The sequence below is a fragment of the Sedimentitalea nanhaiensis DSM 24252 genome, from assembly GCF_000473225.1.
Lineage (GTDB): Bacteria > Pseudomonadota > Alphaproteobacteria > Rhodobacterales > Rhodobacteraceae > Sedimentitalea > Sedimentitalea nanhaiensis.
Genome location: NZ_KI421509.1, coordinates 610,789 through 635,852, shown reverse-complemented (window position 1 = coordinate 635,852; position 25,064 = coordinate 610,789). Strand labels below are relative to the sequence as shown.

Sequence of the window (25,064 nt, the reverse complement as noted above, 5' to 3'; positions counted from 1 at the left end):
GCCTGCCGGCGCTTGACGCCGTAGTGCATCCAGGAGGGGAAATTTCGAACACCTCGTTCGATGTTCTCGTTCACTGGAATCGGGCGCTTAACGCACCCCCCCCCCGAAAAGGCCCCCGAGCAAGCCCCTTGCGGGGTGCGCGTTCTCGGCGGCTGGCAGACGATCATCACCTTCCGTCTTACTGGCCCACCTCCGAAGCAAGGAAGGCGCGTTGGTCCGGATGGCTTTGACCAATTGAGACTTCCGAACATAGCGGCCAAGGGCTGCCTGGGCCTCCAAAGCTTGCCAAACGTTACGGGCACGCGGTGATGTCCAATCAAACGGCAAGCACATCAATGGTATCGACAGGCGGTGCGCTCTGAATTATCTATGATTTATGAAACGCGCCCCTGAACAGACCCAGTCCGCCCGCATCGCGCGCGCCCTCGCCGAGCGTATCATTTCGGGCGAGATCCCGCCCGGCGCGCGGCTACGACAGGATCGCATCGCCATCGAGTACGGTGCCAGCCACGTCCCCGTGCGCGAAGCCTTCCGCGAATTGCAGACGCAGGGTCTGGCCGAGAGCGAACCGCGGCGCGGCTTTCGCGTCACCGAGTTCGACGTGGCCGAGTTGCGCGAAGTGGCCGAGATGCGCTCCAGCCTCGAATCCCTTGCCCTGCGCCATGCCGCCCCCAACATGACACGCGCCATTCTTCAGGAAGCTGAAGAGGTTACGCGCCACGGCGACAGCGCGAGCAATGTCCGCGACTGGGAGGCGGCGAACCGCCATTTCCACCGGGTGATCCTCGCGCCCTGCCGGATGCCGCGTCTCCTGCGGACCATCGACGACCTGCAGGCGGCCAGCGCGCGCTTCCTCTTCGCTGCCTGGCGCCGGGACTGGGAGGCGCGCACCGACCACGATCACCGCGCCATTCTCGAGGCCCTGCGCAAGGGTCAGACCGATCTCGCCTGCGCCACGCTCACCCGCCATGTCGGATGGATCGGCAAGCGCAAACCTTCGGTGAAGAATACTGACGCAAGAGAGACTTACGAGATTCCCGGGTGATTATCTATAATCCTGATTGCCGAAGCCCGCGCAACCTTCGTAATCATAGATAGATTAGATTCCTATCTCCGGAGAACAGACTCATGGCATTTCTCGACCCGTCCCTGACCCGCCCCGCCGCGCTCTGGCGCGGCATCGGGATCGCGCTTGGCGGTGCCCTGCTGATCACGCTCGGTGCCAAGGTCCAGATCCCGTTCTGGCCGGTGCCGATGACACTGCACACGCTGGCGGTGTTCTTGCTCGCCGCCGCGCTCGGGCCTCGGCTGGGCCTGGCGGCGATGGCCGCCTACCTGACCGCCGGAGCGCTGGGTCTGCCGGTCTTCTCGGGCACACCGGAGCGCGGCATCGGGCTGGCCTACATGGCGGGGCCCACCGGCGGCTACCTCGCGGGCTACCTGCTGGGTGCGGGGCTCACCGGCTGGCTGGCTCAGGGTCGCGGACTGATCGGACGCGTCCTGGCGATGCTCGCTGGTCTCGCCGTGGTCTATGCGCTCGGCCTCGCCTGGCTCGCCACCTTCGTCCCGGCACAAACGCTGCTGGCGGCGGGCTTTACGCCCTTTATCCTCGGCGATCTGGTCAAGCTGGCGCTGGCCTCGGGGCTGATCACAGGCCTCGCCCGCCTCGGGAGGCTTGCGCAATGATCCGGACCGACTGGACCACGGCGGAGGCCAGGACGATCCACGCCCTGCCCTTTCCCGACCTCTTGCACCGCGCCCAGACGCTCCACCGCGCCCACTTCGATCCCAATGCGATCGAGACCGCGAGTTTGCTCAGCATCAAGACCGGCGGCTGCCCCGAGGATTGCGGCTATTGCTCGCAATCCGCTCATCACGAGACGGGCGTGAAGGCCACCAAGCTCATGGGCACTGGGGAGGTTCTTGCAGCCGCCAGACGCGCCAAGGCCGCCGGCGCGCAGCGCTTCTGCATGGGCGCCGCCTGGCGCGGCCCCAAGGATCGCGACATGGATAAGCTGTGCGACATGGTGCGGGGTGTGGCCGATCTGGGACTGGAAACCTGCATGACGCTGGGCATGCTCAATCCCGATCAGGTCACACGGCTCAAGGCGGCGGGCTTGGATTTCTACAACCACAACATCGACACCTCGCCAGACTATTACGCGCAGATCGCGACCACCCGCACGATGGAGGATCGTCTGGACACCGTCGCACAGGTCCGCAAGGGCGGCATCAGGGTCTGCTGCGGCGGTATCCTTGGCATGGGCGAGACCGAAGAGGACCGGATCGTCATGCTCGTGACGCTGGCCACGCTCCCCGCACATCCCGACAGCGTGCCGGTGAACCTGTGGAACGAGATCGAGGGCGTGCCCGTACAGGAGCGCGCACAGGAGATCGATCCCTTCGCGCTGGTGCGTATCGTGGCGCTGGCCCGCATCCTGATGCCCGCCTCGGTCGTGCGCCTGTCCGCCGGGCGCACGGGAATGAGCGACGAGCTGCAGGCGCTGTGCTTCCTGGCGGGCGCGAATTCGATCTTCGTGGGCGACCAGCTGCTGACCACCGGCAACCCGGAGGCGTGGAAGGATCGGGCCCTGCTCACGCGGCTGGGGATGCATGTCGCCCCCGCGCGGAACCGCGCCGGGGTCGCGGCGGAATAGGCTCAGCCCCGCCTGCCCCGCGCGCTCGGCCCAGATCCCTGCCGGAACACCCGCGCAGCGCAGCCACAGCGAAGCCCCCCGACCGGCAGTTCGAGGGCGGCACGCCCGGCGAGCGGATCCCCCGGCAGCCCCGCCAGCAGATCCCGCCGCACCCTGCGGGCGCGGCGGCCGAGAACATCTGGACCGTGGACCTAACCGAGACGGGCGTCGCCGAGGGCAACACCTTCCGGCTGACCGTCTGCCAGCTCGATGTTTGGCGTGTGACCGGAGAGCGCCGCAAGCATGTGGCCAAACCAATCAAGAGTTGAGAGCCAGCGAGTGCACCGAGGCACCACGATACGGCAGGCTGACGTTCAACGTTTGGTGGCGGCGGCACAAGGTGCTGAAATCGGGCACCGCCCGGTCCAACCCGACCAGCCGCAAGAGGCTCTCGGCGAGCCCGGTCGCCTGTCTCAGAGACACGCCAAAGAGAACCTTTATCGTCAGCCAGGCCGGGACCGCTTCATCGCTGAAAGACTGTTGCCGATGGCACTTGCAGGTCGGTCGAGGCGTCCTGACCATCTTAGGATCAAACCAACCTCTCACACACGAAGACATGTGTTGCCGGTCAGCGATCCGCGCCGCCTCAGTGCGTCATTGTAAGCCGGCCAGTTCGTGGTCTTGTACGTCGAAGGGACCCAACTGCTCATAGCCTTCAGCTATCATTCTGGATTCGTGAGATGAATCCCGGAACGCTATTTGTGCAACAAAGCCGCGATGGTGATCAAAGCATCCTTCTTGACCAATGCCGCTGGGCGCTCAAACGACCGGAAAAGGTAGGTAAGCCTGCGCGCCTATGGCAACTCATACAGCCCAAAGGCATTCCCGTCAGGATCGCTAAATTCTGAATACGTCACAACACTTGGTACTTGAATTGCGTCGCCGGTATCAATGCCAGCGTCGGCCCACATGGCCTGAGTGGCGGCGATATCGTCAACAAGAAACCTCACTACCGCCCCGGCAGGCTGGTGATCTTCGGTTTCGAAAATCTGATACCAGACACCGGGCGCAACTTTGAACTCAACGACACCGGGAAAGGGCCTTAAAACCTCGACCTCCGCGCCGAACAAGCCGAGATACCACGCCTCTGCGTCGACAATGGATGAAACCGGACCCCCAACAGTGACTTTTCGGCTGAGGCAAAACCGGTTGTAAGCAACAGGGCCGCAGAAACTGCGTGAAGACCGCGCATCAGTCTACCCCGCCGGTTAAGTCCTCAGCAAGCATCATCGCATTCCCATCGGGGTCATAGAAAGTTGCCGTTTTGACCATCCCTTCAACGACATCGGTTTCGCCATCAAATTTCACTTTGGCCTGTTCCAGTTTTTGCCTCGCGGCATCCAGATCAGCAATACCGAAGACGGGAACGCAGTTACCGGGCGCAGGCCTGGTATGCTCGCCCAAACCGATTGTCACCCCTTGTGTGTTGGTCTGAAGCTCCGACCACCCCGCCTCATCTGCATGATAGATTGCTTCAAACCCAAGCATACCTTTGTACCACTCGGCACTTGCATGGCGATCTTTGACTGAAAGCGAGATAGTGATTGTCTTGCCCAACGAAATAAGCGACATGGTCTTCCCTGATGATTAAATCTATACTAACTATACTTTATGGACATTAGAACGTTTGTCAACACCACGTCAAGAGCTTGGGCCATTCCTATTCTGGCGAGCCTGCACGCAGGCATTGCCGGGCGACAAGCGCCGCTATTGGCTGCCACCGGAGCGAGCAGGACTGCTTTCGCGCAAAGCATGGACCACTTGATCTCAATGGGATTGTTGGAACGAAACCCCGGCTATGGCCATCCGCTTCGTCCAGAGTTTCGCCTTACAAAGCCTGGCGTTTCTGCTGCCGCCATTGCCAGCAAAATTCAAAGTGTCACCGCTGAAGAAGATCGGGATTTGCTTCGCCGTTCATGGACACTGCCTGTGCTGACAGCGCTCCACAGACCGAGTCATTTCAATGATATCAAACGAAACCTGCATACGATTACGGATCGCGCCCTGTCGCAGTCGTTGAAGACGATGGAAGTTAGACGCTGGGTTGAGCGCAGCGTTGACGAGGCTGCTCGCCCACCCAGATCTATATATTGTGCTGTCAACACTGGCGGATTGATAAGCAGTGTCGCCGCGTCTGAAGTTAGCTTTTTCTAGCGTCACCAGCCCGTCATCGTGAGACAACCGGAAAAACCTACCTTCCGGCGGTCCAAGGTTGGAGAGCAGTGCAATCGCACTGCCATGGCAATCTCCGACTGATCCGATTGACGGGCGCACACCCATTTCATTGCAGCGTATGCCAAAGGCCACGGATGTGTATTGCGATCCCTGGTCGCCATGATGAATGACGCTGTCGGGTTTGCGCTGTGTTACAGCCATGTCCATTGCCTCGATGACCAGCTGTGCTGTCTGCCCATTGCCCATCCGATGATTCGGCAGCCGTCAGGCGATCACCACCGTGGCAAATACGGCGGAAAGGTCAAGATCGCCTGGCGCGAGACCTGCCCTCGGGCGACCGGAACCACGGCGCGGGCCGGGCGCGGGATCGTCCGGGTCGGGCGTTACAAGCGGCCAGACATAGATTGGGCGGCAGAGCGCTCACACTCTGCCGCAACACTGGCCAATGGCGGCTGTCACCCGATGGGGGCGGTTGGGTTTATTTGGCGTTGGGGAAAAACAGCTGTTGACCGTCGCGGGTATATCCGGCGATGGCCGCCTGCCCCGCGTCCCCGGTCAGCCAGTCGATGAACGCCTGTCCTTCGACCGCCTTCACACCCGGATGCCTGTCCGGGTTGACCAGGATCACGCCATACTGGTTGAACAGGCGCGGGTCGCCCTCGACCAGAACCTCCATGCCGTCCTTGTTGCCAAAGGCGATCCAGGTGGCGCGGTCGCTCAGCACATAGGCCCCCATGCCGGTCGCCGCGTTCAGCGTCGCGCCCATGCCCGACCCCGTCTCGCGATACCAATCGCCCGACGCCGCCGCCACGTCGATGCCGGTGTCACCCCAATGGCGCAGCTCGGCCTTGTGGGTGCCGCTGTCATCCCCGCGCGAGGCAAACGGCGCCTGCGCCTTGGCAATCGCGCTCAGCGCCGCCACGATATCCTTGCCCCCGGCAATCTCTGCCGGGTCCGCCGAGGGGCCGATCAGCACAAAATCGTTGTACATCACGTCCTGGCGCGACACGCCCCAGCCATCGGAAACGAATTTCTCTTCGGCGGGTTTGGCATGCACCAACAATACGTCGCCATCGCCGTTCATCGCGTTCTTGATCGCCTGCCCGGTGCCCACGGCCACCACCCGCACCTCGACGCCCGACAGCTCCTGAAATTCGGGCAGGATCGCATCCAGAAGGCCCGAGTTCTGGGTCGAGGTGGTGGATTGCACCACGATGAAATTCTCCTGCGCCACCGCCGCGGTTGCACCGAGTCCTATGGCCAAAACTCCGGCCCGGATCCAAGTTCCGATCATTCCCTTCACTCCAATATTCAAGGGGTTACAAAACCAGCGACCCGGCCAGAAACCGGCGTCCGGCCTGGCTTTGCGGGTCGTCAAAAAAATCGTGCGCCAGACTGTGTTCCGCAATGCGGCCCTGATGCATCAGCACAATGTCGTGGCCCAGCCGGCGGGCCTGGCCGATGTCATGGGTGACCATCACGATACGGGTGCCCCGGCGTGCAGCGCGCAGAATCATCGCCTCGATGTCCTGCGTCGCCGCCGGGTCCAGCGCGCTGGTCGGCTCGTCCAGAAACAACACATCCGGCTCGGTTGCCAACGCGCGCAGGATCGCCAGCCGCTGACCTTCGCCGCCCGACAGGCTGCGTGCCGATTGCCGCCCCTTGCCGGCCAGCCCACCCTCGGCCAGCAGCGCCTCGATCCGCGCCCGACGCCGGGCCCGTGTCAGCCGGTGGCGTTTCAGCACATAGTCCAGATTGGCCGCCACCGACCGGCGCAGCAGCACCGGGGTCTGAAACACCATGCCCTGGCGCGCCCGGCTTTCTGCACCGATCGGCACACCGTCCTGACGCACCTGCCCCGCATCCGGCGCGATCAACCCGTGCAGGCACCGCAACAGCAGGCTCTTGCCGGCGCCGTTCGGCCCCATGATCAGGGTCGGCCCCGGCCCGTCCAGCGCCAGATAGCGCAGATCCAGCAACCGCTCGCCATTGCGCCCGATCCGCAGGCCCTCGGCCTCGATCATCGGCTGTTGGCCCATTTCGAGAACCGGCAGATCACGCATGGCGCATCGCCTCGCCCTCCTGACGCAGCGACAACAGGCTGACCAAACCGGTCACGCTGATCGCCATGCCGATCAGGATCACCCCCAGGGCCAGCGCCAGGGCCAGATTCCCCTTCGAGGTTTCCAACGCGATGGTCGTCGTCATCACCCGCGTGACATGGTTGATATTGCCGCCCACGATGATCACCGCGCCGACCTCGGCGATGGCGCGACCGAACCCGGCCAACAATGCCGTTGCCAACGCAATCCGCCCGTCCCACAACAGCGTCGGCACCGACGCCAGCCGCGACACACCCAGGCTGCGCAGCTGCTCGGCATATTCCGCATCCAATGTCTCGACCGTTTGCCGGGTCAGGGCCGCGATGATCGGCATCACCAGCACCACCTGGGCCACGATCATCGCAGTCGGCGTATACAGCAACTGCAAAACCCCCAGCGGCCCGGACCGCGACAGCACCAGATAGACCAGCAGGCCCACCACCACCGGCGGCAGCCCCATCAGCGCGTTCAGCAAGACGATCACGAGCCGCCGCGCCGGAAACCGCGCGACCGCCAGCGCCGCCCCTAAAGGCATGCCGATGACCGCCGCAATCAGCACGGCCATCACCGACACCTGCAGCGACAACAGCACAATTGCCCACAACTCGGAATCTCCTGTCAGGATCAGAGTCATCGCTGTTGTGAATTCTTGCGCAAAATCCTGCATTATTTACCAAATTTAGCAAGTATGGAAACACAAACAAAATATGACATGGATTCTCATGGCCGTCATCCCCCAAGATACGCCGCATCCCCAACAGCGAAAAAAAACGCGGCCCCCAAAAGGGAGCCGCGCAACCGCTCAGCCATGAGCGCTGCTGCGTTACTTCAGCGCCGCAGCGGTCACCGCATGGGTCCAGGCCCCCTCGGGCGCCTTGGTGATCACCGGGTCCGAGCCGCCCGACAGCAATGTCTGCACCGTGCGCTCGTAATCGCCCTCGTCCAGCGCGCCGTTGCTGCCTGCGGTCAGCTTGGCAATTTCGCCCATCATCCGCACCTGATGTGCTTCGGTCTGCGCGCCGCTCGCGTCGTTCTCAAGCACGATATCGGCCGCCTCCTCGGGATGCTCCTCGGCATATTTCCAGCCCTTCATGCTGGCCCGCACGAACCGCACCATCCGGTCGACAAAGGCCGGATCGTCCAGGTTCTTTTCCAACACATACAGGCCGTCCTCCAGCGTCGCGACACCCTGATCCTCGTATTTGAAAGTCACCAGTTCCTCGGCGGTCACACCCGCATCCAGCACCTGGCCGTATTCGTTATAGGTCATGGTCGAGATGCAATCCGCCTGGCGCTGCAACAGCGGATCGACATTGAACCCCTGCTTCAGCACCGTCACCCCGGTCTCGCCCCCATCGGTCGCAACACCCAAAGTGTTCATCCAGCTCAGGAACGGGAACTCATTGCCCGAGAACCACACGCCCAGCGTATGGCCCGCAAAATCCTCCGGCGTCTCTATGCCCACATCCGCCCAGCAGGTCAGCATCATGCCCGAGCGTTTGAACGGCTGCGCGATATTGACTAGCGGCAACCCCTTTTCCCGCGCCGCCAGCGCCGCGGGCATCCATTCCACCACCACATCGGCCCCGCCTCCGGCGATCACCTGCGGCGGGGCCACGTCCGGCCCGCCGGGCAGGATGGTCACATCCAGCCCCTCTTCGTCATAGAACCCCTTGTCCTTGGCGACATAATAGCCGCCGAACTGCGCCTGGGTAACCCATTTCAGTTGCAGCTTGACCTCGTCCGCCGCAAAGGCCGGCATCGCCCCCAACGCCAGCGCCAGCGTGGCTCCGCTCAGTATCTTTTTCATCCGTACATCTCCCTGTTGGTTGGTTTTGCCCGGCCCACGCCGGGATCTTTGGTTAACTGCGTTGCGACGGGTGCCAAAAGGTCACCGCTTTCTCGATCATCGCCACCAGACCATAAAACAGCGATCCGGCCAATGCCGCCACCACGATTTCGGCCCACACCATATCCAGCGCCAATTGTCCCACGCTGGCCGAAATCCGAAACCCCATGCCCACAGTGGGCGAGCCAAAGAATTCGGCCACAATCGCCCCCACCAACGCCAGCGTGGTGGCAATCTTCAGCCCGTTGAAAATGAACGGCATCGCTGCGGGCAGGCGCAGCTTGAAGAAACTCTGCCAATAGCCCGCCGCATAGGTGCGCATCTGATCGCGCTGCATCGCGCTGGTCTCGTTCAGCCCGGCCACCGTGTTCACCAGCACCGGAAAGAACACCATCACCACCACAACCGCCGCCTTGCTGTGCCAGTCAAATCCGAACCACATCACCAGAATCGGCGCGGTTCCGACAATCGGCAGCGCGGCCAAAAAATTGCCCACCGGCAACAAGCCACGGCGCAGGAAATCGCTGCGATCCACCAGAATCGCGGTGGCAAACGCCGCCGCACAGCCGATCACATAACCGCCCAACGCGCCCTTCAGGATGGTCTGGACAAAATCGGCCCACAGGATCGGCAGGCTGCCCGCGAATCGCTGCGCAATCAGACTGGGCGCGGGCAGGATCACCAGCGGCACCTGCAAGCCGCGGACCAGCAACTCCCAGACCAGCAGAATCGTCGCGCCAAAGATCACCGGCACCAGCAATTGCATTGCGCGGCTCTGCGCGCGGGGTCCTTCGGCCAGCCGGGTATTCACCCACCAGCCCAGCCCCCAGACCAAAAGCGCCACACCCACCAATATCATGCCCCGCAGCCCTTCCTCTTGCCGTAAATATCCCGGGGGAGTCGCCCCTGGGCGACGGGGGCTGGCCCCCGCATGGCCTCAGAGCCGATCACGTCATCCCCATCCGTTTCAGCACCCGCGTCTCGATCAGCCCCAGCACTCCGACCAGCACCGCCGCCAGGATCGCGGCGGCAAACAGCGCCGACCAGATCTGCACCGTCTGCCCATAATAACTTCCGGCCAGCAGACGCGCGCCCAGCCCGGATACCGCCCCGGTGGGCAACTCGCCGACAATCGCTCCGACCAGCGAGGCGGCGACGCCGATCTTGAGCGAGGCAAACAGATAGGGCATCGAGGCGGGCAACCGCAGCTTCCAGAACCCCTGCCCGTTGCTGGCATTATAGGTGCGCAACAGATCCAGCTGCATCGCATCCGGGCTGCGCAGCCCCTTGACCATACCGACCACCACCGGGAAAAAACTCAGATAGGCGCTGATCACCGCCTTGGGGACGATCCCCTGAACGCCGATCGAATACAGCACCACGATGATCATCGGTGCCAGCGCGATGATCGGAATGGTCTGGCTGACAATGGCCCAGGGCATCACGCTCATGTCCATCACCCGCGAATGCACGATACCGATGGCGAGCAGAATGCCCAACCCGGTGCCGATGACAAATCCCAGCAACGTCGCACTCAGCGTCACCCAGCCGTGATAAACTAGGCTGCGCTTGCTGGTGATCTTCTTCATCACCGTGGTGTCCCACAGTTCGATTGCCACCTGATGCGGTGCCGGCAGCCTTGGCCGCTCCTGCGCCCAGGTGGCGGGGATGGCAAAGCCGTTGGCCACCAGCAAGGCAAATTCCGACATGTCGCGCCGCGCCTTGCCGCCTTCCGGAGTTACGGTCGCCCCGGCCCGCTCGGCCTCGGTCAGCACACCCTTGATGTTCATCGGCAGGCAGGCCGCGTACCACAGCCCCAGGATCATCGCGACCACACTCAGAACCGGCAGAACCGACCTCATGCCGCCGCCCCGCGGTCGGCACCGGCGTATGTACAGCATATGTACGCAGTATGTACGCGTGCCATACCCCTGAAATCAGTCATCGCCATGGCCCGCCCTCAACCCCTCGCGCACCCGGTGGGCGATCTCGATGAACTCCGGCGTGTCGCGGATTTCCAGCGGCCGTTTACGCGGCAGCGGACTGTCGATCACATCGGTGATCCGCCCCGGACGCGGGCTCATCACCACGATCTTGGTGCTCAGATATACCGCCTCGGGAATCGAGTGGGTGACAAAGCCGATGGTCTTGCCGGTCCGGTCCCACAGCGCCAGAAGCTGCTCGTTCAGGTGGTCGCGCACAATCTCGTCGAGCGCCCCGAACGGCTCGTCCATCAACAGGATATCGGCATCGAACCCCAGCGCCCGCGCGATGCTGGCCCGCTGCTGCATGCCGCCCGACAACTGCCAGGGGTACTTGCCACCAAACCCTTCCAGATCAACAAGTTGCAAAACGTCCTTGACGCGCCTGTCCCGCTCGGAGCGGCTGAACCCCATGATCTCAAGCGGCAGCTTGATGTTGCCCGCAATGGTGCGCCAAGGGTACAATCCCGCCGCCTGGAACACATAGCCATAGGCCCGGCTCTTGCGCGCCTCCTCGGGGCTGACCCCGTTGACCGTGATGGTGCCTCCGGTGGGCGTCTCCAGCGCCGCCATCACCCGCAGGAACGTGGTCTTGCCACAGCCCGACGGCCCGATGAAACTGACGAACTCGCCCTTTTCGATGGACAGGTTCACGTCTTTCAACGCCTGCACGGGGCCGTCGTTGGTCGGAAAGGTCAGATCAAGGTTCTTCGCCTCGACTACCGTTGTTTCGCTCATTCTGTCCCAGTCATGTTTGGCTCCATGCTTGCCAGTCAAGCCGTTGCTTTCAATTGTCTTTATAGATAGGCTATCAAACCCCTGTTGCCGGAATTCCCGTGCGCTCGACGGGGCGCGGCGCGGTCAGTTCTTTCCAACTGCTCAGCGCCCTGTTCACCGACATGTTGGCCTCACGTTTGACGAATTTTCCATGCCCTTCCTGAGTGCGGATCTCGCCATCATGCACAGCCACATGGCCACGGGTCAGGGTGAACCGGGGCAGCCCTTTCACATGTTTGCCCTCGAATACATTGTAGTCGATCGCCGATTGCTGGCTGGCCGCGCTGATGGTCTTTTCCTTCTCCGGGTCCCAAACCACCAGATCCGCGTCGGCTCCGACCAGAACGGCACCCTTTTTAGGATAACAATTCAATATCTTGGCGATGTTTGTTGAAGTCACGGCCACAAACTCGTTCGGCGTCAGCCGACCCGTTGCCACCCCATGGGTCCACAGCATCGGCATACGATCCTCCAACCCGCCGGTCCCATTGGGAATCTTGGTGAAATCCCCGACGCCATAGCGTTTCTGCTCGGTGCTAAAGGCGCAATGATCGGTCGCTACCACGCTCAGAGAGCCCGATTGCAACCCGGCCCACAGGCTGTCCTGATGCTGTTTGTTGCGAAACGGCGGGCTCATCACCCGGCGCGCGGCATGGTCCCAATCGGTGTTGAAATACTCGCTCTCATCCAGCGTCAGATGCTGGATCAGCGGCTCGCCCCAGACCCGCTTGCCCTGCATCCGCGCGCGCCGGATTGCCTCGTGACTGTCCTCGCAACTGGTGTGCACCACATACAGCGGCACGCCCGCCATGTCGGCAATCATGATGGCGCGGTTGGTGGCCTCGCCCTCGACCTGCGGCGGGCGGGAATAGGCATGCGCCTCGGGGCCGGTATTGCCCTGCGCCAGCAGCTTGGCAGACAGTTCCGCCACCACGTCGCCGTTCTCGGCATGCACCATGGCGATTCCGCCCAACTCGGCAAGCCGTTGGAAAGACGCGTACATTTCGTCGTCATTCACCATCAGCGCGCCCTTGTAGGCCATGAAGTGCTTGAAAGTGTTGATGCCGCGATCCTCGATCACGGTCTCCATGTCGTCAAACACCTGCTCGCCCCACCAGGTCACCGCCATGTGGAACGAGTAATCGCAATTGGCCCGCGTCGACTTGTTGTCCCAACGCTTGAGCGCGTCGAGCAACCCCTCCTGCGGATTGGGCAGGGCGAAATCGACCACCATCGTGGTGCCCCCGGCCAGCCCCGCGCGGGTGCCGCTTTCAAAATCGTCGCTGGAATAGGTGCCCATGAACGGCATTTCCAGATGGGTATGCGGATCGATCCCGCCCGGCATCACGTAGCAGCCAGTTGCGTCCAGTTCCTCGTCGCCTTTCAAGCCTTTGCCGATCTCGGCGATCACTCCGCTCTCTATCAGCACATCCGCCTTATAGGTCAGATCGGCAGTAACGATGGTTCCGTTCTTGATGACTGTGGTCATTTCATATCCTCCTCCGAGACGGGATTTAGCGGTCCGTCATTACCCCTGTGTGTCGCTCTCCCTCAGCGACACCTGGCGTAATGAACAGCAAGGTTTCATCTTGGGCCTCAGCCACTCCCTTGGTGATGTCCAAGAAAGTGTTTTCATGAACTCGTCGAACCTCACTCCACAATTTCCGCCGTTTCGACCACCGCATGGAACAGGACGTTGGCACCGGCGGCGGCCCACTCGGGGCTGATCTCCTCGGCCTCGTTATGGCTCAGCCCGTCCACGCAGGGGCACATCACCATCGCGGTGGGTGCCACGCGGTTGATCCAACAGGCATCGTGGCCGGCGCCGGAAATCAGGTTCATATGGCTGTACCCCAATCGCTCGGCGGCATTGCGCACCGCAGCGACACAGGTTTCGTCAAAGGTGACCGGGTCAAAGCCTCCGACTTTTTCGAACTCGACCCCCAGTCCCATGTCATCACAGATCTTTTGCGCCTCGATGCGCAGGCGCGCCTCCATGTCCTCAATCACGCTCAGATCCGGGCTGCGGAAATCGACGGTGAACACAGCTTTGCCCGGTATCACGTTGCGGGAGTTGGGAAATACATCAATGTGCCCAGCGGCTCCGACGGCGTGCGGCGCATGGCTCAAGGCAATCGCCTCGACCTGTTCCAGCACCCGCGCCATGCCCAATCCGGCGTTCTTACGCATTGGCATCGGGGTCGATCCGGTATGGCTGTCCTTGCCCACGATCGTCACTTGGGTCCAGCTCAGACCCTGACCGTGGGTGACCACGCCGATCTCCTTGCCCTCGGCCTCCAGGATCGGGCCCTGCTCGATATGCAGCTCGAACATCGCGTGCATCTTGCGCGCCCCGACCTCTTCCTTGCCACGCCACCCGATCCGCGCCAGCTCGTCACCGAATTTCAGCCCCTCGGCATCCTCGCGCGCATAGGCCCAATCCTGGGTGTGGACGCCCGCAAACACGCCCGAGGACAGCATCGCAGGCGCAAAGCGCGTGCCTTCTTCGTTGGTCCAGTTCGTCACCACGATCGGATGCCTGGTCTTTATCCCCATGTCATTCAGGCTGCGGATGATTTCCAGCCCGCCCAGAACCCCAAGCACACCGTCATATTTGCCGCCTGTCGGCTGCGTGTCCAGGTGACTGCCGACATAGACCGGCAGCGCGTCCGGATCAGAGCCCTCGCGGCGGGCGAACATGTTGCCCATCTGGTCCAGCCCCATGCTGCACCCGGCGGCTTCGCACCATTTCTGAAACAGGGCGCGGCCCTCGGCGTCTTCGTCCGTCACCGTCTGGCGGTTGTTGCCGCCCGCCACGCCGGGGCCGATCTGCGCCATCTCCATCAGGCTGTCCCACAGCCGTTCGCCATTGATCTTCAGGTTCTCGGCCGGTGCCGCCATCTCTCTCTCCCCCGCGGATTTGCCCGCTTATGCTCGAATGATTTGACCATCTGGTCAAACCGACGCTATCACGGCACGGTATACAGTCAAGAAGCTGACGGCGCGGGCGGGACAGGATCCGTCTGGTTCGCCCATTTTTCAGGCACCACAGCACGGATTCCGCCCATGTCCCCACCCCGCCCCGCAACCCGCATTCAGGCCCGAAATCGTGCCGCGATTCTGGACGCTGCCCTGGACGTGTTTTCGGCCCAGGGATTTCGCGGTGCAACGGTCGATCAGATCGCCGCCGCGGCCGGGCTGAGCAAGCCCAACCTGTTGTATTATTTTCCCTCCAAGGAGGCGATTCACAACGCCTTGCTGGAACAGCTCCTGGACACATGGCTGGCTCCGCTGCGGGCGTTGGATCCCGACGGAGATCCATTGCAAGAACTGTTGGCCTATGTTCAGCGCAAGCTGGAAATGAGCCGGGATTACCCGCGCGAAAGCCGCCTGTTCGCCAATGAGATCGTACAGGGCGCACCCCGCATTCACGGTGCATTGTCCACCGACCTCAAATCTCTGGTCGACGACAAGACCCGCGTTATCCGGACCTGGATCGAGGCGGGCCGCATCAATCGCGTACATCCGTATCATCTGATCTTTTCGATCTGGTCGCTGACCCAGCATTATGCCGATTTCGACGTGCAGATCCGTGCCGTGCTGGATGATGAGGATCCATTTGATGCTGCTCCCGATTTCATTGACACGCTATACCGGCGATTGCTGACCCCGCCCTGATCTTTTGGTATCAGGGCAGGACAGGTGCAGGCAAAGCTCACTCGGCCGCCTGGGCGGCTGGATTGTTGGGGTGCATTGTCCAGTTGGCATAGTCCGGCTGAACAGTTTCGCCCGTGCGCGGATCGACCTCTCCGGGTTGCATCTGGACCATTGTGATACAGTTCTCGACCGGACAGACATCGACGCACAGGTTGCAGGCGACACATTCCTCGTCGATCACCTCGAATACGCGGCCTTCGCTCATTGCGATGGCCTGATGGCTGGTGTCCTCGCAGGCGGCATAGCAGCGTCCGCATTTGATACAGTCGTCCTGGCTGATCTTGGCCTTGGCGACATAGTTCAGGTTCAGATACTGCCAATCGGTGACATTGGGCACCGCCATGCCGACAAAATCGGAAGTGGACTCATAGCCTTTTTCGTCCATCCATTGGCTCAGACCCGCGATCATCTCCTGCACAACCTTGAAGCCATAGGTCATGGCGGCGGTACAGACCTGCACATTGCCGCACCCCAGCGCCATGAACTCTGCCGCGTCGCGCCATGTGGTCACACCGCCGATGCCGCTGATCGGCATGCCCGCGGTCTCCTGCGCGCGGGCGATCTCGGACACCATCGACAGGGCGATGGGTTTCACGGCGGGACCGCAATAGCCACCGTGGCTGCCCTTGCCGTCAATCGACGGCTCGGGGCTCATCGTGTCCAGGTTGACCGTTGTGATCGAATTGATCGTATTGATCAGGCTGACAGCATCGGCACCGCCATTCCTGGCCGCTGCCGCCGGTTTGCGAACATCGGTGATGTTGGGCGTCAGTTTCACGATCACCGGGCGGTCGTAATACTGTTTGCACCAGCGGGTGACCATCTCGATATATTCCGGCACCTGCCCTACGGCGCTGCCCATGCCGCGCTCGCTCATGCCATGGGGGCAGCCGAAATTCAGCTCGATCCCGTCCGCACCGGTTTCCGCGACACGCGGCAGGATCGCCTTCCACGCCGCCTCTTCGCAGGGCACCATGATCGAGGCGATCAGCGCCCGGTCGGGGTAATCCGCCTTGACCCGCGCCATCTCTTCCAGATTCACCTCGAGCGGGCGGTCGGTGATCAGCTCGATGTTATTCAGCCCCAGCAAACGCCGGTCCGCGCCGTAGATCGCGCCATAGCGCGGCCCGTTCACGTTAACCACTGGCGGGCCGGCCTCGCCCAGAGTCTTCCAGACCACACCGCCCCATCCGGCCTCGAACGCCCGGCGCACGTTATATTCCTTGTCGGTCGGCGGCGCGCTGGCCAGCCAGAACGGGTTGGGGCTGCTGATGCCCAGAAAATTCGTTGTCAGGTCTGCCATCGGTTCAGTCCTTTTCCGCTCAGCCCATCAGGCTGTTGTGAATATCCATTGCTGCATCGCGCCCTTCGGCCACCGCCGTAACGGTCAGATCGTCACCGCCGCTGGCGCAGTCGCCTCCGGCCCAGACCCCGGTCACACTGGTGCGCCCTGTGTCGCTGACCGCGATCTTACCGCCGTCCAGGTTCAGCCCGTCCGGTGCATTTTCCAGCGTCTGGCCAATCGCCTTGTAGACCTGATCAGCCGCGAGCCGCACGGTTTCCCCGGTCGGCTTCAGACTGCCGCCTTCGCTGCTGGTGTATTCCAGTTCGATCTCGCGCACCGCGCCGTTGCCATGAAGGGCGACAGGCTGGACGTTGGTCATGATCCGCACCCCTTTGGAGGTGGCCAAATCCCGCTCAAAACGGCTGGCACCCATGGCATCCTGATCCCGGCGATAGGCAATGGTCACGTTTTCCGCGCCCAACAGTTTCGATTGCACGGCCGCATCGACCGCCGTCATGCCACCGCCGATCACCACAACATTGCGTCCGACGGGCAATGCGGCCAGATCCCCCGCCTGGCGCAAATCGGCGATGAAATCCACCGCGTCGCGCACGCCGTCCTTGTCCGCGCCCTCTGCGCGCAGGGCATTGACCCCGGTCAGGCCGATCGACAGGAAAACCGCATCATAGGCATCTCGCAGCCCGCTCAGGGTGAGGCCCCGCCCCAAGGCACTGTCGGTTTCAATCGTGATGCCACCGATCTGCAACAACCAGCGCACCTCGGCCTCTGCAAAATTCTGCGTCGATTTATAGGCGGCGATGCCAAATTCATTCAGCCCGCCGGACTTTGCACGCGCTTCATGGATCACGACATCATGGCCCAGCATCGCCAGCCGATGCGCACAGGCCAGCCCGGCAGGCCCCGCACCCACAACGGCCACGGTCTTGCCAGTAGGCTCGGCACGTGTGAACGGATGCACCCCGGCTGCCATCACCGTGTCGGTGGCATAGCGCTGCAGGCGGCCGATCTCGACCGGCTTGCCCTCGGCCGTCTCGCGCACGCAGGCCTCTTCGCATAAGGTTTCTGTCGGGCAGACTCGCGCGCACATGCCGCCAAGGATATTCTGATCAAAAATCGTACGCGCCGCCCCCGCAGGATGGCCGGTCTGGATCTGACGTATGAACAACGGGATATCGATGCTGGTCGGACAGGCCGTGACGCAGGGCGCGTCATGACAGAAATAACACCTGTCCGCTGCCACCGCCGCTTCGTGCGGCGCATAGGGCGGATGCAGGTCGCTGAAATTCTCGGCTAGCACGTCGGCGGACAGTCGCCCTGCGACAATACCCGATGCCATCTGGCCCTTCGCCATGATTGTCTCCCTGATCTGTGTTCATCTTGGGTATCAGACTGCCACAACTTTTGATTTTGGCAATTCATTTTTTACCGATTGGTCAAATTTGTGATCCGACACAAAAAAATGCACCGAAAATCTGCCGGAAAGCCGAAAATCGGTGCAAGATTGATCGCATTGCTGCTCAGGCCAACTGTAAAGCTGCGTCTCAGACCATGCCAGAGAGGTGGCCGCGTTTGATCCAGACCGTCGCGCCATCGGACCCCACGCGACCTTCAAACCGCGATCCCGGCGGCAGACGCAGCCAATCCCAGCGCATAAACGCTTCTCCTCCCTCGCTGAATCCACCATTGACCACAAACAGCTCCGCACCGCCGCTGGCGTCAAACCCGACTGTGGACTCCGGTGTCCAGCGTTCCATTCGCACCTCTTCGTGCGTGTCTCGGTACAGCAGTTCGGACTTGGGGCCAGTTGCATGGGTCTGAACATGTACTTGCGCGCGATTATCAGGCTGCATCTGGTGCAGCTTGACAAGAATCGTCGCGCCTTGCTCAGCTGCAGGCGTATGCCGCGAGGTCGGTGGATTACGCACATAACTGCCAACCGGGAAATCGCCGGTTTCATCCTGAAATACACCGTCCAGCACCAGATATTCCTCGCCGCCGCCATGGGTGTGGGCCTCAAAGGCGCTGCCCGGAGCAAACCGAACGATCGTCGTGGCCCGCGCGATCTCGTCACCGATGCGATCCAGCATCTTGCGCTGCACGCCCGCAGCGGGGGATTGAACCCACTCGGTCTCCTCAACATGCACCGCGACGCGTTTGGTGAAATCTGCGTTTAGCTTCATCGCTCCTGCTCCTGTCAGACTGGTTCAGCAAACAAGGTGATGAATTTTGCACCAAATGGAAGCGGCCTCACGTGAACGTGGGGCTGGAAGTATGACGGCGGGTCCGCCATCGCTTTGAACCACGCTGAATTGCACCTTTATTCGGTCATCTCGGGTCTGCTCTTTATTTTCAGGCGCTAAAACACAGCAACTGCACCGAATTCCCGCGAACCCCTCTGTAATGAAAATCCAGACTTCTATCCGAAATAGTGATGTAAAATTTGGCCAAACCACTTGTCCGCAACAGGCGCAGGGCACGTCGCTTGTCGGCGGGATCTTTTTTGCATCGCCACCCGACCGAAAGCGCCGCTGTCGCTTCGTTGATTGACCTTGGCGTCGACAGGCTGATGTATCGCGAAATCACACCCCGTGATCTGGTGGCAATGGTCATGCGCACCGCCACCATTTTCTCGTTGGGGATCTTTATGTTTGCGACGGCCAATGTGTTTGGCTGGGTGGTGATCCACGAGGAGGTGCCGCAAAAACTGGCCATCTTTATCTCGACCGCGACCCCGGATCCGTTCATCTTTTTATTGATCGTGAATGCCTGTCTGCTGCTTGTCGGTATGCTGATCGACGACATCGCGGCCTTGCGTCTGATCACCCCGATCCTGCTGCCGATTGCGATGAACACCTATGGCATCGATCTGTTCAGTTTGGCGTCGGGATCGGTCTGGATCTTGTTCTGGACCTTTGAACGCCGCGGGTCGGCGTTGGGCTGTACATCGCTTCGTCGATGTCCGGCGTGCGCCGACTCCCCATCTTTGCCGCACATTGGCAGTTCCTGTTGGCTGCGGCGGCGGTTCTGATCCTTTTTAGCTATTTCCCGTTTCTCGGCACCGCCTGGATCTGAGGGGTAAGCCATCGGCTGCGACGGCTCGCACTTCTTTGCGGCCATCCTCGCCGCTTGCTGCGCCTGAATCTCGGCCTCGTAGGGGCGTATTCGCGGCGGCGCGCTCCAGATTCCCAAGCGCAGGGCCATCATGGTGGCGTGGTCATAGTAGGTCATTCGCGAATCCTTGTGATTTTCCGCATCCGACCACATCCCTGCTGACAGCACGTTGTCAGCAGGGGATGCTACTGTGTCAGTACGCAGCAAGGAGCCTGTCATGCGCCGGTCCAGCCGATTGTTCGAAATCATCCAGACGCTGCGTGCCGCGCCCGGCCCGCTGAGGGCAGATGATCTCGCTCAAATGCTCGAAGTCTCGACCCGGACCGTCTATCGCGACATCGCCGCCCTTCAGGCGATGCGTACCCCGATCGAGGGAGAGGCCGGGGTCGGGTATATCATGCGCGCAGGCTATGACCTGCCGCCGCTGAATTTCGACCGCGACGAAATCGAAGCCCTGCGCGTCGGGCTTTCCATGCTGGCGCGCACCGGCGACAGTGCCCTTCAGCAGGCGGCGCTCCGGGTCTGCGACAAGATCAAGGATCTGCACGAACCTGCGGATTGGCTGCGGGTTGCGCCCTGGGGTGCCCCGGCTGATGATCCTGCGCGCGGCTGTGTGTCACTGGCCATGCTGCGCCAGGCGGTTCGCGACCAACGCAAGGTTCGGCTGAACTATCGCGATGGTGCCGAAAACGAGACAACGCGCACTGTCCGGCCCGTGGCGTTGATCTATCATGTAGAATGCGTGATGCTGGCGGGATGGTGCGAAATGCGCCGGGCGTTTCGTCATTTTCGCTCTGACCGGATTTACAACTGTTCCTTGCTGGACGAGGATTTCCGCGATCAGGGGACGATGCTGCGCAAGCTCTGGCTGGAAGACAACCAGTGGCGCGACGAGGCCTAAAGCCGTGCCCAACCTGACACAGGGTCTTGATAAAGACCTGCGCCGCAGGCGGCAGCGCGCCCTGTCGACGATAGGACACGCCGACAGGGCCCGGACCCACCGGAACCTCCCAACCCAGCGGGGTCAGCTCGCCTTTTCAAATCAATCGCGGCCACTTAGCCCGGCAGAACCGAAATCACATCTCTGAATTGCTCGTGCCCTTCATCGCTTTGATCACAAGGTCGGGACGGCCCTGCAAGATGATTTCGATCGCCATGGGCAACAGCCGCGCCGTGTCCGCCAGCCCGCAACCGGTGCGCACCGCGTTCGATGGCTGTGGGCTGCGAACCCGAGCCCCGTTCAGAACCGAAAGGTTACTCCGGTCAGAATCCCTTGCTGGACCGTGTCATAGATGAATGCGCCATCGACGCGGTCAACCGACAACCAGCGATAGCCCATGACCGCCGAGACCCTGTCGGAAAACGTATACCCCAGCCCGCCAAAGACATCGTACATCTCGTCCGATCCGACACCGAATCCCCCGACGTAGGCCCAGCCGGTCAGAAAGGTGCGCGCCCCGATGCTCGTGCGCCCGCGAAGGCCGATGACCGGGTCAACCCAACTGTCGCTGCCGCTGGCACCAACCGCGGGCTGCACGCCGGAGCCAAGTGCGATGTCGGTCTGAACCTTCCAATAGCGCAGTCCGCCAGTGGCCCACAGCTCGGCCTTGCCGGTCTGTGCCAATTGGTAGTCGGCGGCCAGCGTGGCAATCGTTGTCGTGCTGTCTACCGACACGTCGCTGAAATTCGGTCCGGCCGTTGCCTGCCCGGCTGAAACCTTGATATATTGCAAGTCTCCGGAAACGCCAAAACGCCCGCTATACCCGCGCATGGCAACCATTCCGGCAAAGTCGAGATTGTCCCAGATTTCTCCGAAACTCAGGTCGATATCCACCGGCGGAAGATTGCCGACCACCGCCTCGCGTCCGGACAGGCCCGCAGCCCACAAATAGGGAGCCACCACCCAATTCCAGTCACGGCCCAGTCCGGCCGGATCTGCCTGCGCAGTCGGAACCGTTGCCAGTGTGAAACCCAGCGCACCAAGCAAAGCCGCGCACCGGGTCCATCCATCGCGTTGGGCCACCCGACCCGGAATCGTACCTAACGTCATGTCTCACTACTCTCCCTTGTTCGTGACCTGATAGATCATCGCAACACCTGCGCCCCACTGTCACCCGGGATGGAACACGGCCTTTCAAGATCCGCCCCGTTAAGGTAACCCGATCTTCGAACCCTACCGGTATTGGACAGCATGGCAGATAATCTGGCACACCGCCAATCGTTCAATATCATGATCGTCGGGCAGTCCGGACGACTGCAATACGAGGCCGTTCTTTTTGCCGCTTCGTTGCGGCACAGTGCGCCCGCCTTCTCCGGACGCCTTTTTGTTGCGACCCCCCAGCCCGGCCCGACCTGGGAAAAGAACCCGACCCTGCGCAACCCCGAGGTCTTGCACCTGCTCGAGCGCCTGGGGGCCGAGATCCTGCCGTTCGAGTCACTGGCGTTCGGTCAAAACTATCCATATGGCAACAAGATCGAAGCCTTGTTATCCCTGCCGCCGGACGAACCCTTTGTCTTTTTCGACTCCGACACGTTGATAACCGGCGATCTGATGTCGGTCCCCTTCGATTTCTCCCGTCCCGGTGCATCGCTGCGTTGCGAAGGGTCCTGGCCAAAGCCAACGCTTTACGGTCCCGGCATCGGCGAAATCTGGAAATCGCTGTATGACCGGTTCGATCTGGATTTCGACAGCAGCCTGGATCGCTCACAACCCGAAGGATACTGGCGGCGCTATCTCTATTTCAACGCCGGATACTTCTTTGGCGCATGTCCGGTGAAATTCGGGCAGCGGTATCTAGAATATGCCACTTCGATTCAGGGCGCTCCTCCGCCTGAACTGGTGGAACAAACGCTGGACCCCTGGTTGGACCAGATTGCTCTGCCTCTGGTGGTGCACGCTTTGGGCGGTGGGCGCGACGTCCTGCCAGCGGGCTATCTCGATGGGAACGTCAGCTGTCACTATCGCTTGTTTCCGTTGCTTTACGCGCGCGAAGACGACAGCGTTGTCGATCTTCTGGAACGGGTTGCCGCGCCCAATTGGATCAAGAAGGTCCTGAAAAACCACGAGCCGATCAAACGGCTGGTGTATCAGGGCCGCGGTGCCAAGCTCCGCGCGCTGATTGACCGCAACAACCTGCCGCGCCGTGAACAGGCCCTGCGCAACCAGATCAAATCGGCGGGCTTCTGGATCCGATGACCGGGCACCAAGCGCAGTTGTCATGGCAAAACCGATGGCATAGGACTTGTCGCCGAGGACCATTCAGGGAGACATTTCATGACCGACGGCCCAAACTACGGCTTTGACACATTGCAGGTTCACGCCGGTGCCCGCCCCGACCCGGCCACGGGCGCCCGGCAGACACCGATCTATCAGACCACGGCCTATGTGTTTCGCGATGCCGATCACGCGGCAGCGCTGTTTAATCTGCAAGAGGTCGGCTATATCTATTCGCGCCTGACCAACCCTACTGTGGCCGTGCTGCAAGAGCGCATCGCGACGCTTGAGGGCGGTGCCGGTGCGGTTTGCTGCTCTTCGGGCCACGCGGCGCAAATCATGGCGTTGTTCCCGCTGATGGATCCGGGCAAGAATGTCGTGGTGTCGACACGCCTATACGGCGGTTCGATCACCCAGTTCAGCCAAACGATCAAACGCTTTGGCTGGTCGGCCACCTTTGTGGATTTTGACGATCTGGACGCGGTCAAAGCTGCCATAGACGACAACACCCGGGCGATTTTTTGCGAATCCATCGCCAACCCGGGCGGCTATATCACCGACATTCCGGCGATCGCAAAGATTTCCGACGCCGCAGGTATCCCATTGATCGTCGACAACACCAGCGCCACCCCCTATCTGTGCCGCCCCATCGATCTGGGCGCGACGCTGGTGGTGCACTCGACCACAAAATACCTGACAGGTAACGGTACAGTGACCGGCGGTTGTATCGTGGATTCGGGCAAGTTCGACTGGTCCGCGAATGACAAATTCCCTTCGCTCAGCCAGCCGGAACCGGCCTATCACGGGCTGAAATTTCACGAGACCTTTGGCCCGCTGGCCTATACTTTTCACGGCATCGCCATCGGGTTGCGCGATCTGGGCATGACGATGAACCCGCAGGCGGCACATTATACCCTGATGGGTATCGAAACCCTGTCGCTGAGGATGCAGCGCCACGTCGAGAACGCCGAAACGGTCGCAACCTGGCTAGAGAACGATCCGCGGGTGGATGCGGTCACCTATGCCGGGTTGAAATCCAGCCCCTATTACGACCGGATCGCCACGGTCTGCCCCAAGGGCGCGGGCGGATTGTTCACCTTTGCAGTCAAAGGCGGCTATGACGCCTGCATAAAGCTGGTCGACGCGCTGGAAATTTTCAGCCATGTGGCCAACCTGGGCGATACACGCTCGCTGGTGATCCATTCCGCCAGTACCACGCACCGCCAACTCACGCCCGAACAGCAGGACGCCGCTGGCGCCAGCCCGAACATGGTACGGATTTCAATCGGGATCGAAGACGCCGGCGATCTGATCGCCGACCTGGATCAGGCGCTGGCCAAGGCCGTCAGCTAAAAAAGGCCGGGACCGCCGATCGGCGGTCCCGTTTCCCCGTCATTCGGCGATGGCAAAAACCATCGAAACCGAAGCCGACAGTGTGATCTCGCCCGCCGCGACCGGCATCGAGGACTCGCGCGCAGCGGCCATCTCCATCATCATCGGGCGCGGAGTGTTGCCGCCGTGATCGGCAATCGACACGACCGGCCCCAAGGTCACGCCGGCGGCCTCGGCCAATTGACGCGCCTTTGCGATCCCGTCCTCGACCGCTGCCTTTCTCGCGGCCTCGATCAGTGGTCTTTGTTCTTGAACCGAGAAATTCAACCCATTGAAATCATTTGCACCCTCAGAGATAACCGCATCCAGAAGCGGCCCAAGTGTGTCCAGATCCCGAACCCGTGCCAAAACCATATTGCTGGCAACAAAACCTGTGATCTCTGCCCGTTCACCATTGGACGCGGCCCGGTTGGACCAGACCGGATTCAGTGAAAACCGTTGCGTCTGGATATCGCGAGGTGCGAGCCCCATCGCGGCGAGACGCTCAAGGATCTGCGCCACCGCATCCGATGTGGCATCCATGGCTGCCTTGGCTTCGGTGGCTTCATGGGTCACGCCCAGGGTGATCGTCGCCATATCGGGCACCGCTTCGATTCGGCCTTCGCCCGTCACGGTGATCTGACGTGACGCCGACTCGGCCATCGCCGGTCCGGTTGCCGCCATTGCCAAGATTGCGGCCATCGCCGCAATGCCCAAAGATCGTTTCATGCTACTCGTCCTCCGTTGACGTTGTATCGAACACA

Annotated in this window: 25 protein-coding genes and 3 pseudogenes; 9 read left to right on the top strand and 19 right to left on the bottom strand. The window is 61.6% G+C overall.

Annotation, left to right across the window (positions count from 1 at the left end; all coding sequences use genetic code 11):
• Window positions 1-376: 376 nt before the first annotated feature.
• The 3 genes from NANH_RS0104715 to bioB all read left to right on the top strand — a co-directional run bounded on the left by NANH_RS0104715 (window position 377) and on the right by bioB (window position 2,657).
• Window positions 377-1,045 carry a GntR family transcriptional regulator gene (locus NANH_RS0104715; RefSeq protein ID WP_027260989.1) on the top strand — a complete coding sequence of 223 codons (669 nt, stop codon included), beginning with the start codon at window positions 377-379 and terminating at the stop codon, window positions 1,043-1,045.
• 83 nt (window positions 1,046-1,128) lie between these two features.
• A complete protein-coding gene (locus NANH_RS0104710) occupies window positions 1,129-1,686 on the top strand; it encodes a biotin transporter BioY (RefSeq protein WP_027260988.1) in 558 nt (185 codons plus the stop codon).
• Complete coding sequence (bioB, locus tag NANH_RS0104705) at window positions 1,683-2,657, top strand: biotin synthase BioB (protein ID WP_027260987.1); 975 nt, start codon at window positions 1,683-1,685, stop codon at window positions 2,655-2,657. Before NANH_RS0104710 ends, bioB begins: the two co-directional genes overlap by 4 nt.
• Window positions 2,658-2,984: 327 nt before the next feature.
• On the opposite strand, the pseudogene NANH_RS29245 reads toward bioB, so the two are convergent.
• The 3 genes and pseudogenes from NANH_RS29245 to NANH_RS0104690 form a co-directional block, all read right to left on the bottom strand.
• Window positions 2,985-3,346: pseudogene (locus tag NANH_RS29245) on the bottom strand (transposase); the annotation flags it as partial.
• A gap of 144 nt (window positions 3,347-3,490) precedes the next feature.
• A complete protein-coding gene (locus NANH_RS25475) occupies window positions 3,491-3,766 on the bottom strand; it encodes a VOC family protein (RefSeq protein WP_051372240.1) in 276 nt (91 codons plus the stop codon).
• Window positions 3,767-3,887: 121 nt separating this feature from the next.
• On the bottom strand, window positions 3,888-4,268 hold the full coding sequence (locus NANH_RS0104690; protein WP_027260986.1) for a VOC family protein: 381 nt from the start codon (window positions 4,266-4,268) through the stop codon (window positions 3,888-3,890).
• Between the two features lie 39 nt (window positions 4,269-4,307).
• Between NANH_RS0104690 and NANH_RS27795 the strand changes: the two genes are divergently transcribed.
• On the top strand, window positions 4,308-4,850 hold the full coding sequence (locus NANH_RS27795; protein ID WP_074920567.1) for a winged helix-turn-helix transcriptional regulator: 543 nt from the start codon (window positions 4,308-4,310) through the stop codon (window positions 4,848-4,850).
• 72 nt (window positions 4,851-4,922) lie between these two features.
• On the opposite strand, the pseudogene NANH_RS29240 reads toward NANH_RS27795, so the two are convergent.
• The 10 genes and pseudogenes from NANH_RS29240 to NANH_RS0104645 form a co-directional block, all read right to left on the bottom strand.
• Window positions 4,923-5,135: pseudogene (locus NANH_RS29240) on the bottom strand (DDE-type integrase/transposase/recombinase); the annotation flags it as partial.
• Window positions 5,136-5,349: 214 nt separating this feature from the next.
• A complete protein-coding gene (locus tag NANH_RS0104685) occupies window positions 5,350-6,165 on the bottom strand; it encodes a substrate-binding domain-containing protein (protein ID WP_027260985.1) in 816 nt (271 codons plus the stop codon).
• A gap of 25 nt (window positions 6,166-6,190) precedes the next feature.
• Window positions 6,191-6,934, bottom strand: a complete 744-nt coding sequence (locus tag NANH_RS0104680; protein ID WP_027260984.1) for an ATP-binding cassette domain-containing protein — start codon at window positions 6,932-6,934, stop codon at window positions 6,191-6,193.
• On the bottom strand, window positions 6,927-7,640 hold the full coding sequence (locus NANH_RS0104675; protein ID WP_027260983.1) for an ABC transporter permease: 714 nt from the start codon (window positions 7,638-7,640) through the stop codon (window positions 6,927-6,929). Before NANH_RS0104675 ends, NANH_RS0104680 begins: the two co-directional genes overlap by 8 nt.
• A gap of 156 nt (window positions 7,641-7,796) precedes the next feature.
• Entirely contained in the window at window positions 7,797-8,783 is a 987-nt protein-coding gene (locus NANH_RS0104670; protein ID WP_027260982.1) for an ABC transporter substrate-binding protein, read from the bottom strand.
• Window positions 8,784-8,835: 52 nt separating this feature from the next.
• Entirely contained in the window at window positions 8,836-9,681 is an 846-nt protein-coding gene (locus tag NANH_RS0104665) for an ABC transporter permease (protein ID WP_027260981.1), read from the bottom strand.
• An 88-nt stretch (window positions 9,682-9,769) separates the two neighbouring features.
• Window positions 9,770-10,684 (bottom strand): ABC transporter permease, encoded by a 915-nt coding sequence (locus NANH_RS0104660; RefSeq protein WP_027260980.1) that lies wholly within the window; start codon window positions 10,682-10,684, stop codon window positions 9,770-9,772.
• A gap of 75 nt (window positions 10,685-10,759) precedes the next feature.
• Window positions 10,760-11,542: an ABC transporter ATP-binding protein gene (locus NANH_RS0104655; RefSeq protein ID WP_027260979.1), complete on the bottom strand. Its 783-nt coding sequence runs from the start codon at window positions 11,540-11,542 to the stop codon at window positions 10,760-10,762.
• Between the two features lie 73 nt (window positions 11,543-11,615).
• On the bottom strand, window positions 11,616-13,070 hold the full coding sequence (gene hydA / locus NANH_RS0104650; protein ID WP_027260978.1) for a dihydropyrimidinase: 1,455 nt from the start codon (window positions 13,068-13,070) through the stop codon (window positions 11,616-11,618).
• 161 nt (window positions 13,071-13,231) lie between these two features.
• Window positions 13,232-14,482 carry a Zn-dependent hydrolase gene (locus NANH_RS0104645; protein WP_027260977.1) on the bottom strand — a complete coding sequence of 417 codons (1,251 nt, stop codon included), beginning with the start codon at window positions 14,480-14,482 and terminating at the stop codon, window positions 13,232-13,234.
• A 165-nt stretch (window positions 14,483-14,647) separates the two neighbouring features.
• On the opposite strand from NANH_RS0104645, the gene NANH_RS0104640 reads away from it, so the two are divergent.
• Window positions 14,648-15,259 (top strand): TetR family transcriptional regulator C-terminal domain-containing protein, encoded by a 612-nt coding sequence (locus tag NANH_RS0104640; RefSeq protein WP_027260976.1) that lies wholly within the window; start codon window positions 14,648-14,650, stop codon window positions 15,257-15,259.
• Between the two features lie 37 nt (window positions 15,260-15,296).
• Here the strand turns inward: NANH_RS0104640 and preA are convergent, their stop codons facing one another.
• The 3 genes from preA to NANH_RS0104620 form a co-directional block, all read right to left on the bottom strand.
• On the bottom strand, window positions 15,297-16,601 hold the full coding sequence (preA, locus tag NANH_RS0104635; RefSeq protein WP_027260975.1) for an NAD-dependent dihydropyrimidine dehydrogenase subunit PreA: 1,305 nt from the start codon (window positions 16,599-16,601) through the stop codon (window positions 15,297-15,299).
• A 19-nt stretch (window positions 16,602-16,620) separates the two neighbouring features.
• Window positions 16,621-17,955, bottom strand: a complete 1,335-nt coding sequence (locus NANH_RS0104630; RefSeq protein WP_027260974.1) for an NAD(P)-dependent oxidoreductase — start codon at window positions 17,953-17,955, stop codon at window positions 16,621-16,623.
• Between the two features lie 190 nt (window positions 17,956-18,145).
• Complete coding sequence (locus tag NANH_RS0104620) at window positions 18,146-18,784, bottom strand: cupin domain-containing protein (protein WP_027260973.1); 639 nt, start codon at window positions 18,782-18,784, stop codon at window positions 18,146-18,148.
• 386 nt (window positions 18,785-19,170) lie between these two features.
• Here NANH_RS0104620 and NANH_RS29235 point away from each other — a divergent pair.
• A pseudogene (locus NANH_RS29235) lies at window positions 19,171-19,413 on the top strand (TRAP transporter large permease subunit); the annotation flags it as partial.
• Window positions 19,414-19,457: 44 nt separating this feature from the next.
• Here NANH_RS29235 and NANH_RS29230 read toward each other — a convergent pair.
• A complete protein-coding gene (locus tag NANH_RS29230) occupies window positions 19,458-19,832 on the bottom strand; it encodes a hypothetical protein (RefSeq protein ID WP_245601544.1) in 375 nt (124 codons plus the stop codon).
• Between the two features lie 100 nt (window positions 19,833-19,932).
• On the opposite strand from NANH_RS29230, the gene NANH_RS0104610 reads away from it, so the two are divergent.
• Window positions 19,933-20,616 (top strand): helix-turn-helix transcriptional regulator, encoded by a 684-nt coding sequence (locus NANH_RS0104610; protein ID WP_027260971.1) that lies wholly within the window; start codon window positions 19,933-19,935, stop codon window positions 20,614-20,616.
• A gap of 339 nt (window positions 20,617-20,955) precedes the next feature.
• On the opposite strand, the gene NANH_RS0104600 is transcribed toward NANH_RS0104610, so the two are convergent.
• A complete protein-coding gene (locus tag NANH_RS0104600) occupies window positions 20,956-21,765 on the bottom strand; it encodes a hypothetical protein (RefSeq protein ID WP_074920559.1) in 810 nt (269 codons plus the stop codon).
• A gap of 141 nt (window positions 21,766-21,906) precedes the next feature.
• Between NANH_RS0104600 and NANH_RS0104595 the strand changes: the two genes are divergently transcribed.
• The gene (locus NANH_RS0104595; protein WP_036049429.1) at window positions 21,907-22,911 is read left to right on the top strand and encodes a hypothetical protein; all 1,005 of its coding nucleotides are present in this window, start codon (window positions 21,907-21,909) and stop codon (window positions 22,909-22,911) included.
• A 78-nt stretch (window positions 22,912-22,989) separates the two neighbouring features.
• Complete coding sequence (locus NANH_RS0104590; RefSeq protein ID WP_027260968.1) at window positions 22,990-24,282, top strand: O-acetylhomoserine aminocarboxypropyltransferase/cysteine synthase family protein; 1,293 nt, start codon at window positions 22,990-22,992, stop codon at window positions 24,280-24,282.
• Between the two features lie 39 nt (window positions 24,283-24,321).
• Here the strand turns inward: NANH_RS0104590 and NANH_RS0104585 are convergent, their stop codons facing one another.
• Window positions 24,322-25,029, bottom strand: coding sequence for an SIMPL domain-containing protein (locus NANH_RS0104585; protein ID WP_027260967.1), 708 nt, complete (start codon window positions 25,027-25,029; stop codon window positions 24,322-24,324).
• Window positions 25,030-25,064: the final 35 nt, after the last annotated feature.

What these genes read in the sequence shown, in the direction of transcription:
- NANH_RS29230 (WP_245601544.1), bottom strand. Translation starts at nt 19,832, where the DNA reads ATGACCTACTATGACCACGCCACCATGATGGCCCTGCGCTTGGGAATC.
- NANH_RS27795 (WP_074920567.1), top strand. Translation starts at nt 4,308, where the DNA reads ATGGACATTAGAACGTTTGTCAACACCACGTCAAGAGCTTGGGCCATT.
- NANH_RS0104620 (WP_027260973.1), bottom strand. Translation starts at nt 18,784, where the DNA reads ATGAAGCTAAACGCAGATTTCACCAAACGCGTCGCGGTGCATGTTGAG.
- NANH_RS0104610 (WP_027260971.1), top strand. Translation starts at nt 19,933, where the DNA reads ATGCGCCGGTCCAGCCGATTGTTCGAAATCATCCAGACGCTGCGTGCC.
- NANH_RS0104655 (WP_027260979.1), bottom strand. Translation starts at nt 11,542, where the DNA reads ATGAGCGAAACAACGGTAGTCGAGGCGAAGAACCTTGATCTGACCTTT.
- NANH_RS0104665 (WP_027260981.1), bottom strand. Translation starts at nt 9,681, where the DNA reads ATGATATTGGTGGGTGTGGCGCTTTTGGTCTGGGGGCTGGGCTGGTGG.
- NANH_RS0104675 (WP_027260983.1), bottom strand. Translation starts at nt 7,640, where the DNA reads ATGCAGGATTTTGCGCAAGAATTCACAACAGCGATGACTCTGATCCTG.
- NANH_RS0104690 (WP_027260986.1), bottom strand. Translation starts at nt 4,268, where the DNA reads ATGTCGCTTATTTCGTTGGGCAAGACAATCACTATCTCGCTTTCAGTC.
- NANH_RS0104645 (WP_027260977.1), bottom strand. Translation starts at nt 14,482, where the DNA reads ATGGCGGCACCGGCCGAGAACCTGAAGATCAATGGCGAACGGCTGTGG.
- preA (WP_027260975.1), bottom strand. Translation starts at nt 16,601, where the DNA reads ATGGCAGACCTGACAACGAATTTTCTGGGCATCAGCAGCCCCAACCCG.
- hydA (WP_027260978.1), bottom strand. Translation starts at nt 13,070, where the DNA reads ATGACCACAGTCATCAAGAACGGAACCATCGTTACTGCCGATCTGACC.
- NANH_RS0104630 (WP_027260974.1), bottom strand. Translation starts at nt 17,955, where the DNA reads ATGGCGAAGGGCCAGATGGCATCGGGTATTGTCGCAGGGCGACTGTCC.
- NANH_RS0104680 (WP_027260984.1), bottom strand. Translation starts at nt 6,934, where the DNA reads ATGCGTGATCTGCCGGTTCTCGAAATGGGCCAACAGCCGATGATCGAG.
- NANH_RS0104590 (WP_027260968.1), top strand. Translation starts at nt 22,990, where the DNA reads ATGACCGACGGCCCAAACTACGGCTTTGACACATTGCAGGTTCACGCC.
- NANH_RS0104585 (WP_027260967.1), bottom strand. Translation starts at nt 25,029, where the DNA reads ATGAAACGATCTTTGGGCATTGCGGCGATGGCCGCAATCTTGGCAATG.
- NANH_RS0104595 (WP_036049429.1), top strand. Translation starts at nt 21,907, where the DNA reads ATGGCAGATAATCTGGCACACCGCCAATCGTTCAATATCATGATCGTC.
- NANH_RS0104600 (WP_074920559.1), bottom strand. Translation starts at nt 21,765, where the DNA reads ATGACGTTAGGTACGATTCCGGGTCGGGTGGCCCAACGCGATGGATGG.
- NANH_RS0104640 (WP_027260976.1), top strand. Translation starts at nt 14,648, where the DNA reads ATGTCCCCACCCCGCCCCGCAACCCGCATTCAGGCCCGAAATCGTGCC.
- bioB (WP_027260987.1), top strand. Translation starts at nt 1,683, where the DNA reads ATGATCCGGACCGACTGGACCACGGCGGAGGCCAGGACGATCCACGCC.
- NANH_RS0104715 (WP_027260989.1), top strand. Translation starts at nt 377, where the DNA reads ATGAAACGCGCCCCTGAACAGACCCAGTCCGCCCGCATCGCGCGCGCC.
- NANH_RS0104710 (WP_027260988.1), top strand. Translation starts at nt 1,129, where the DNA reads ATGGCATTTCTCGACCCGTCCCTGACCCGCCCCGCCGCGCTCTGGCGC.
- NANH_RS0104670 (WP_027260982.1), bottom strand. Translation starts at nt 8,783, where the DNA reads ATGAAAAAGATACTGAGCGGAGCCACGCTGGCGCTGGCGTTGGGGGCG.
- NANH_RS0104685 (WP_027260985.1), bottom strand. Translation starts at nt 6,165, where the DNA reads ATGATCGGAACTTGGATCCGGGCCGGAGTTTTGGCCATAGGACTCGGT.
- NANH_RS0104660 (WP_027260980.1), bottom strand. Translation starts at nt 10,684, where the DNA reads ATGAGGTCGGTTCTGCCGGTTCTGAGTGTGGTCGCGATGATCCTGGGG.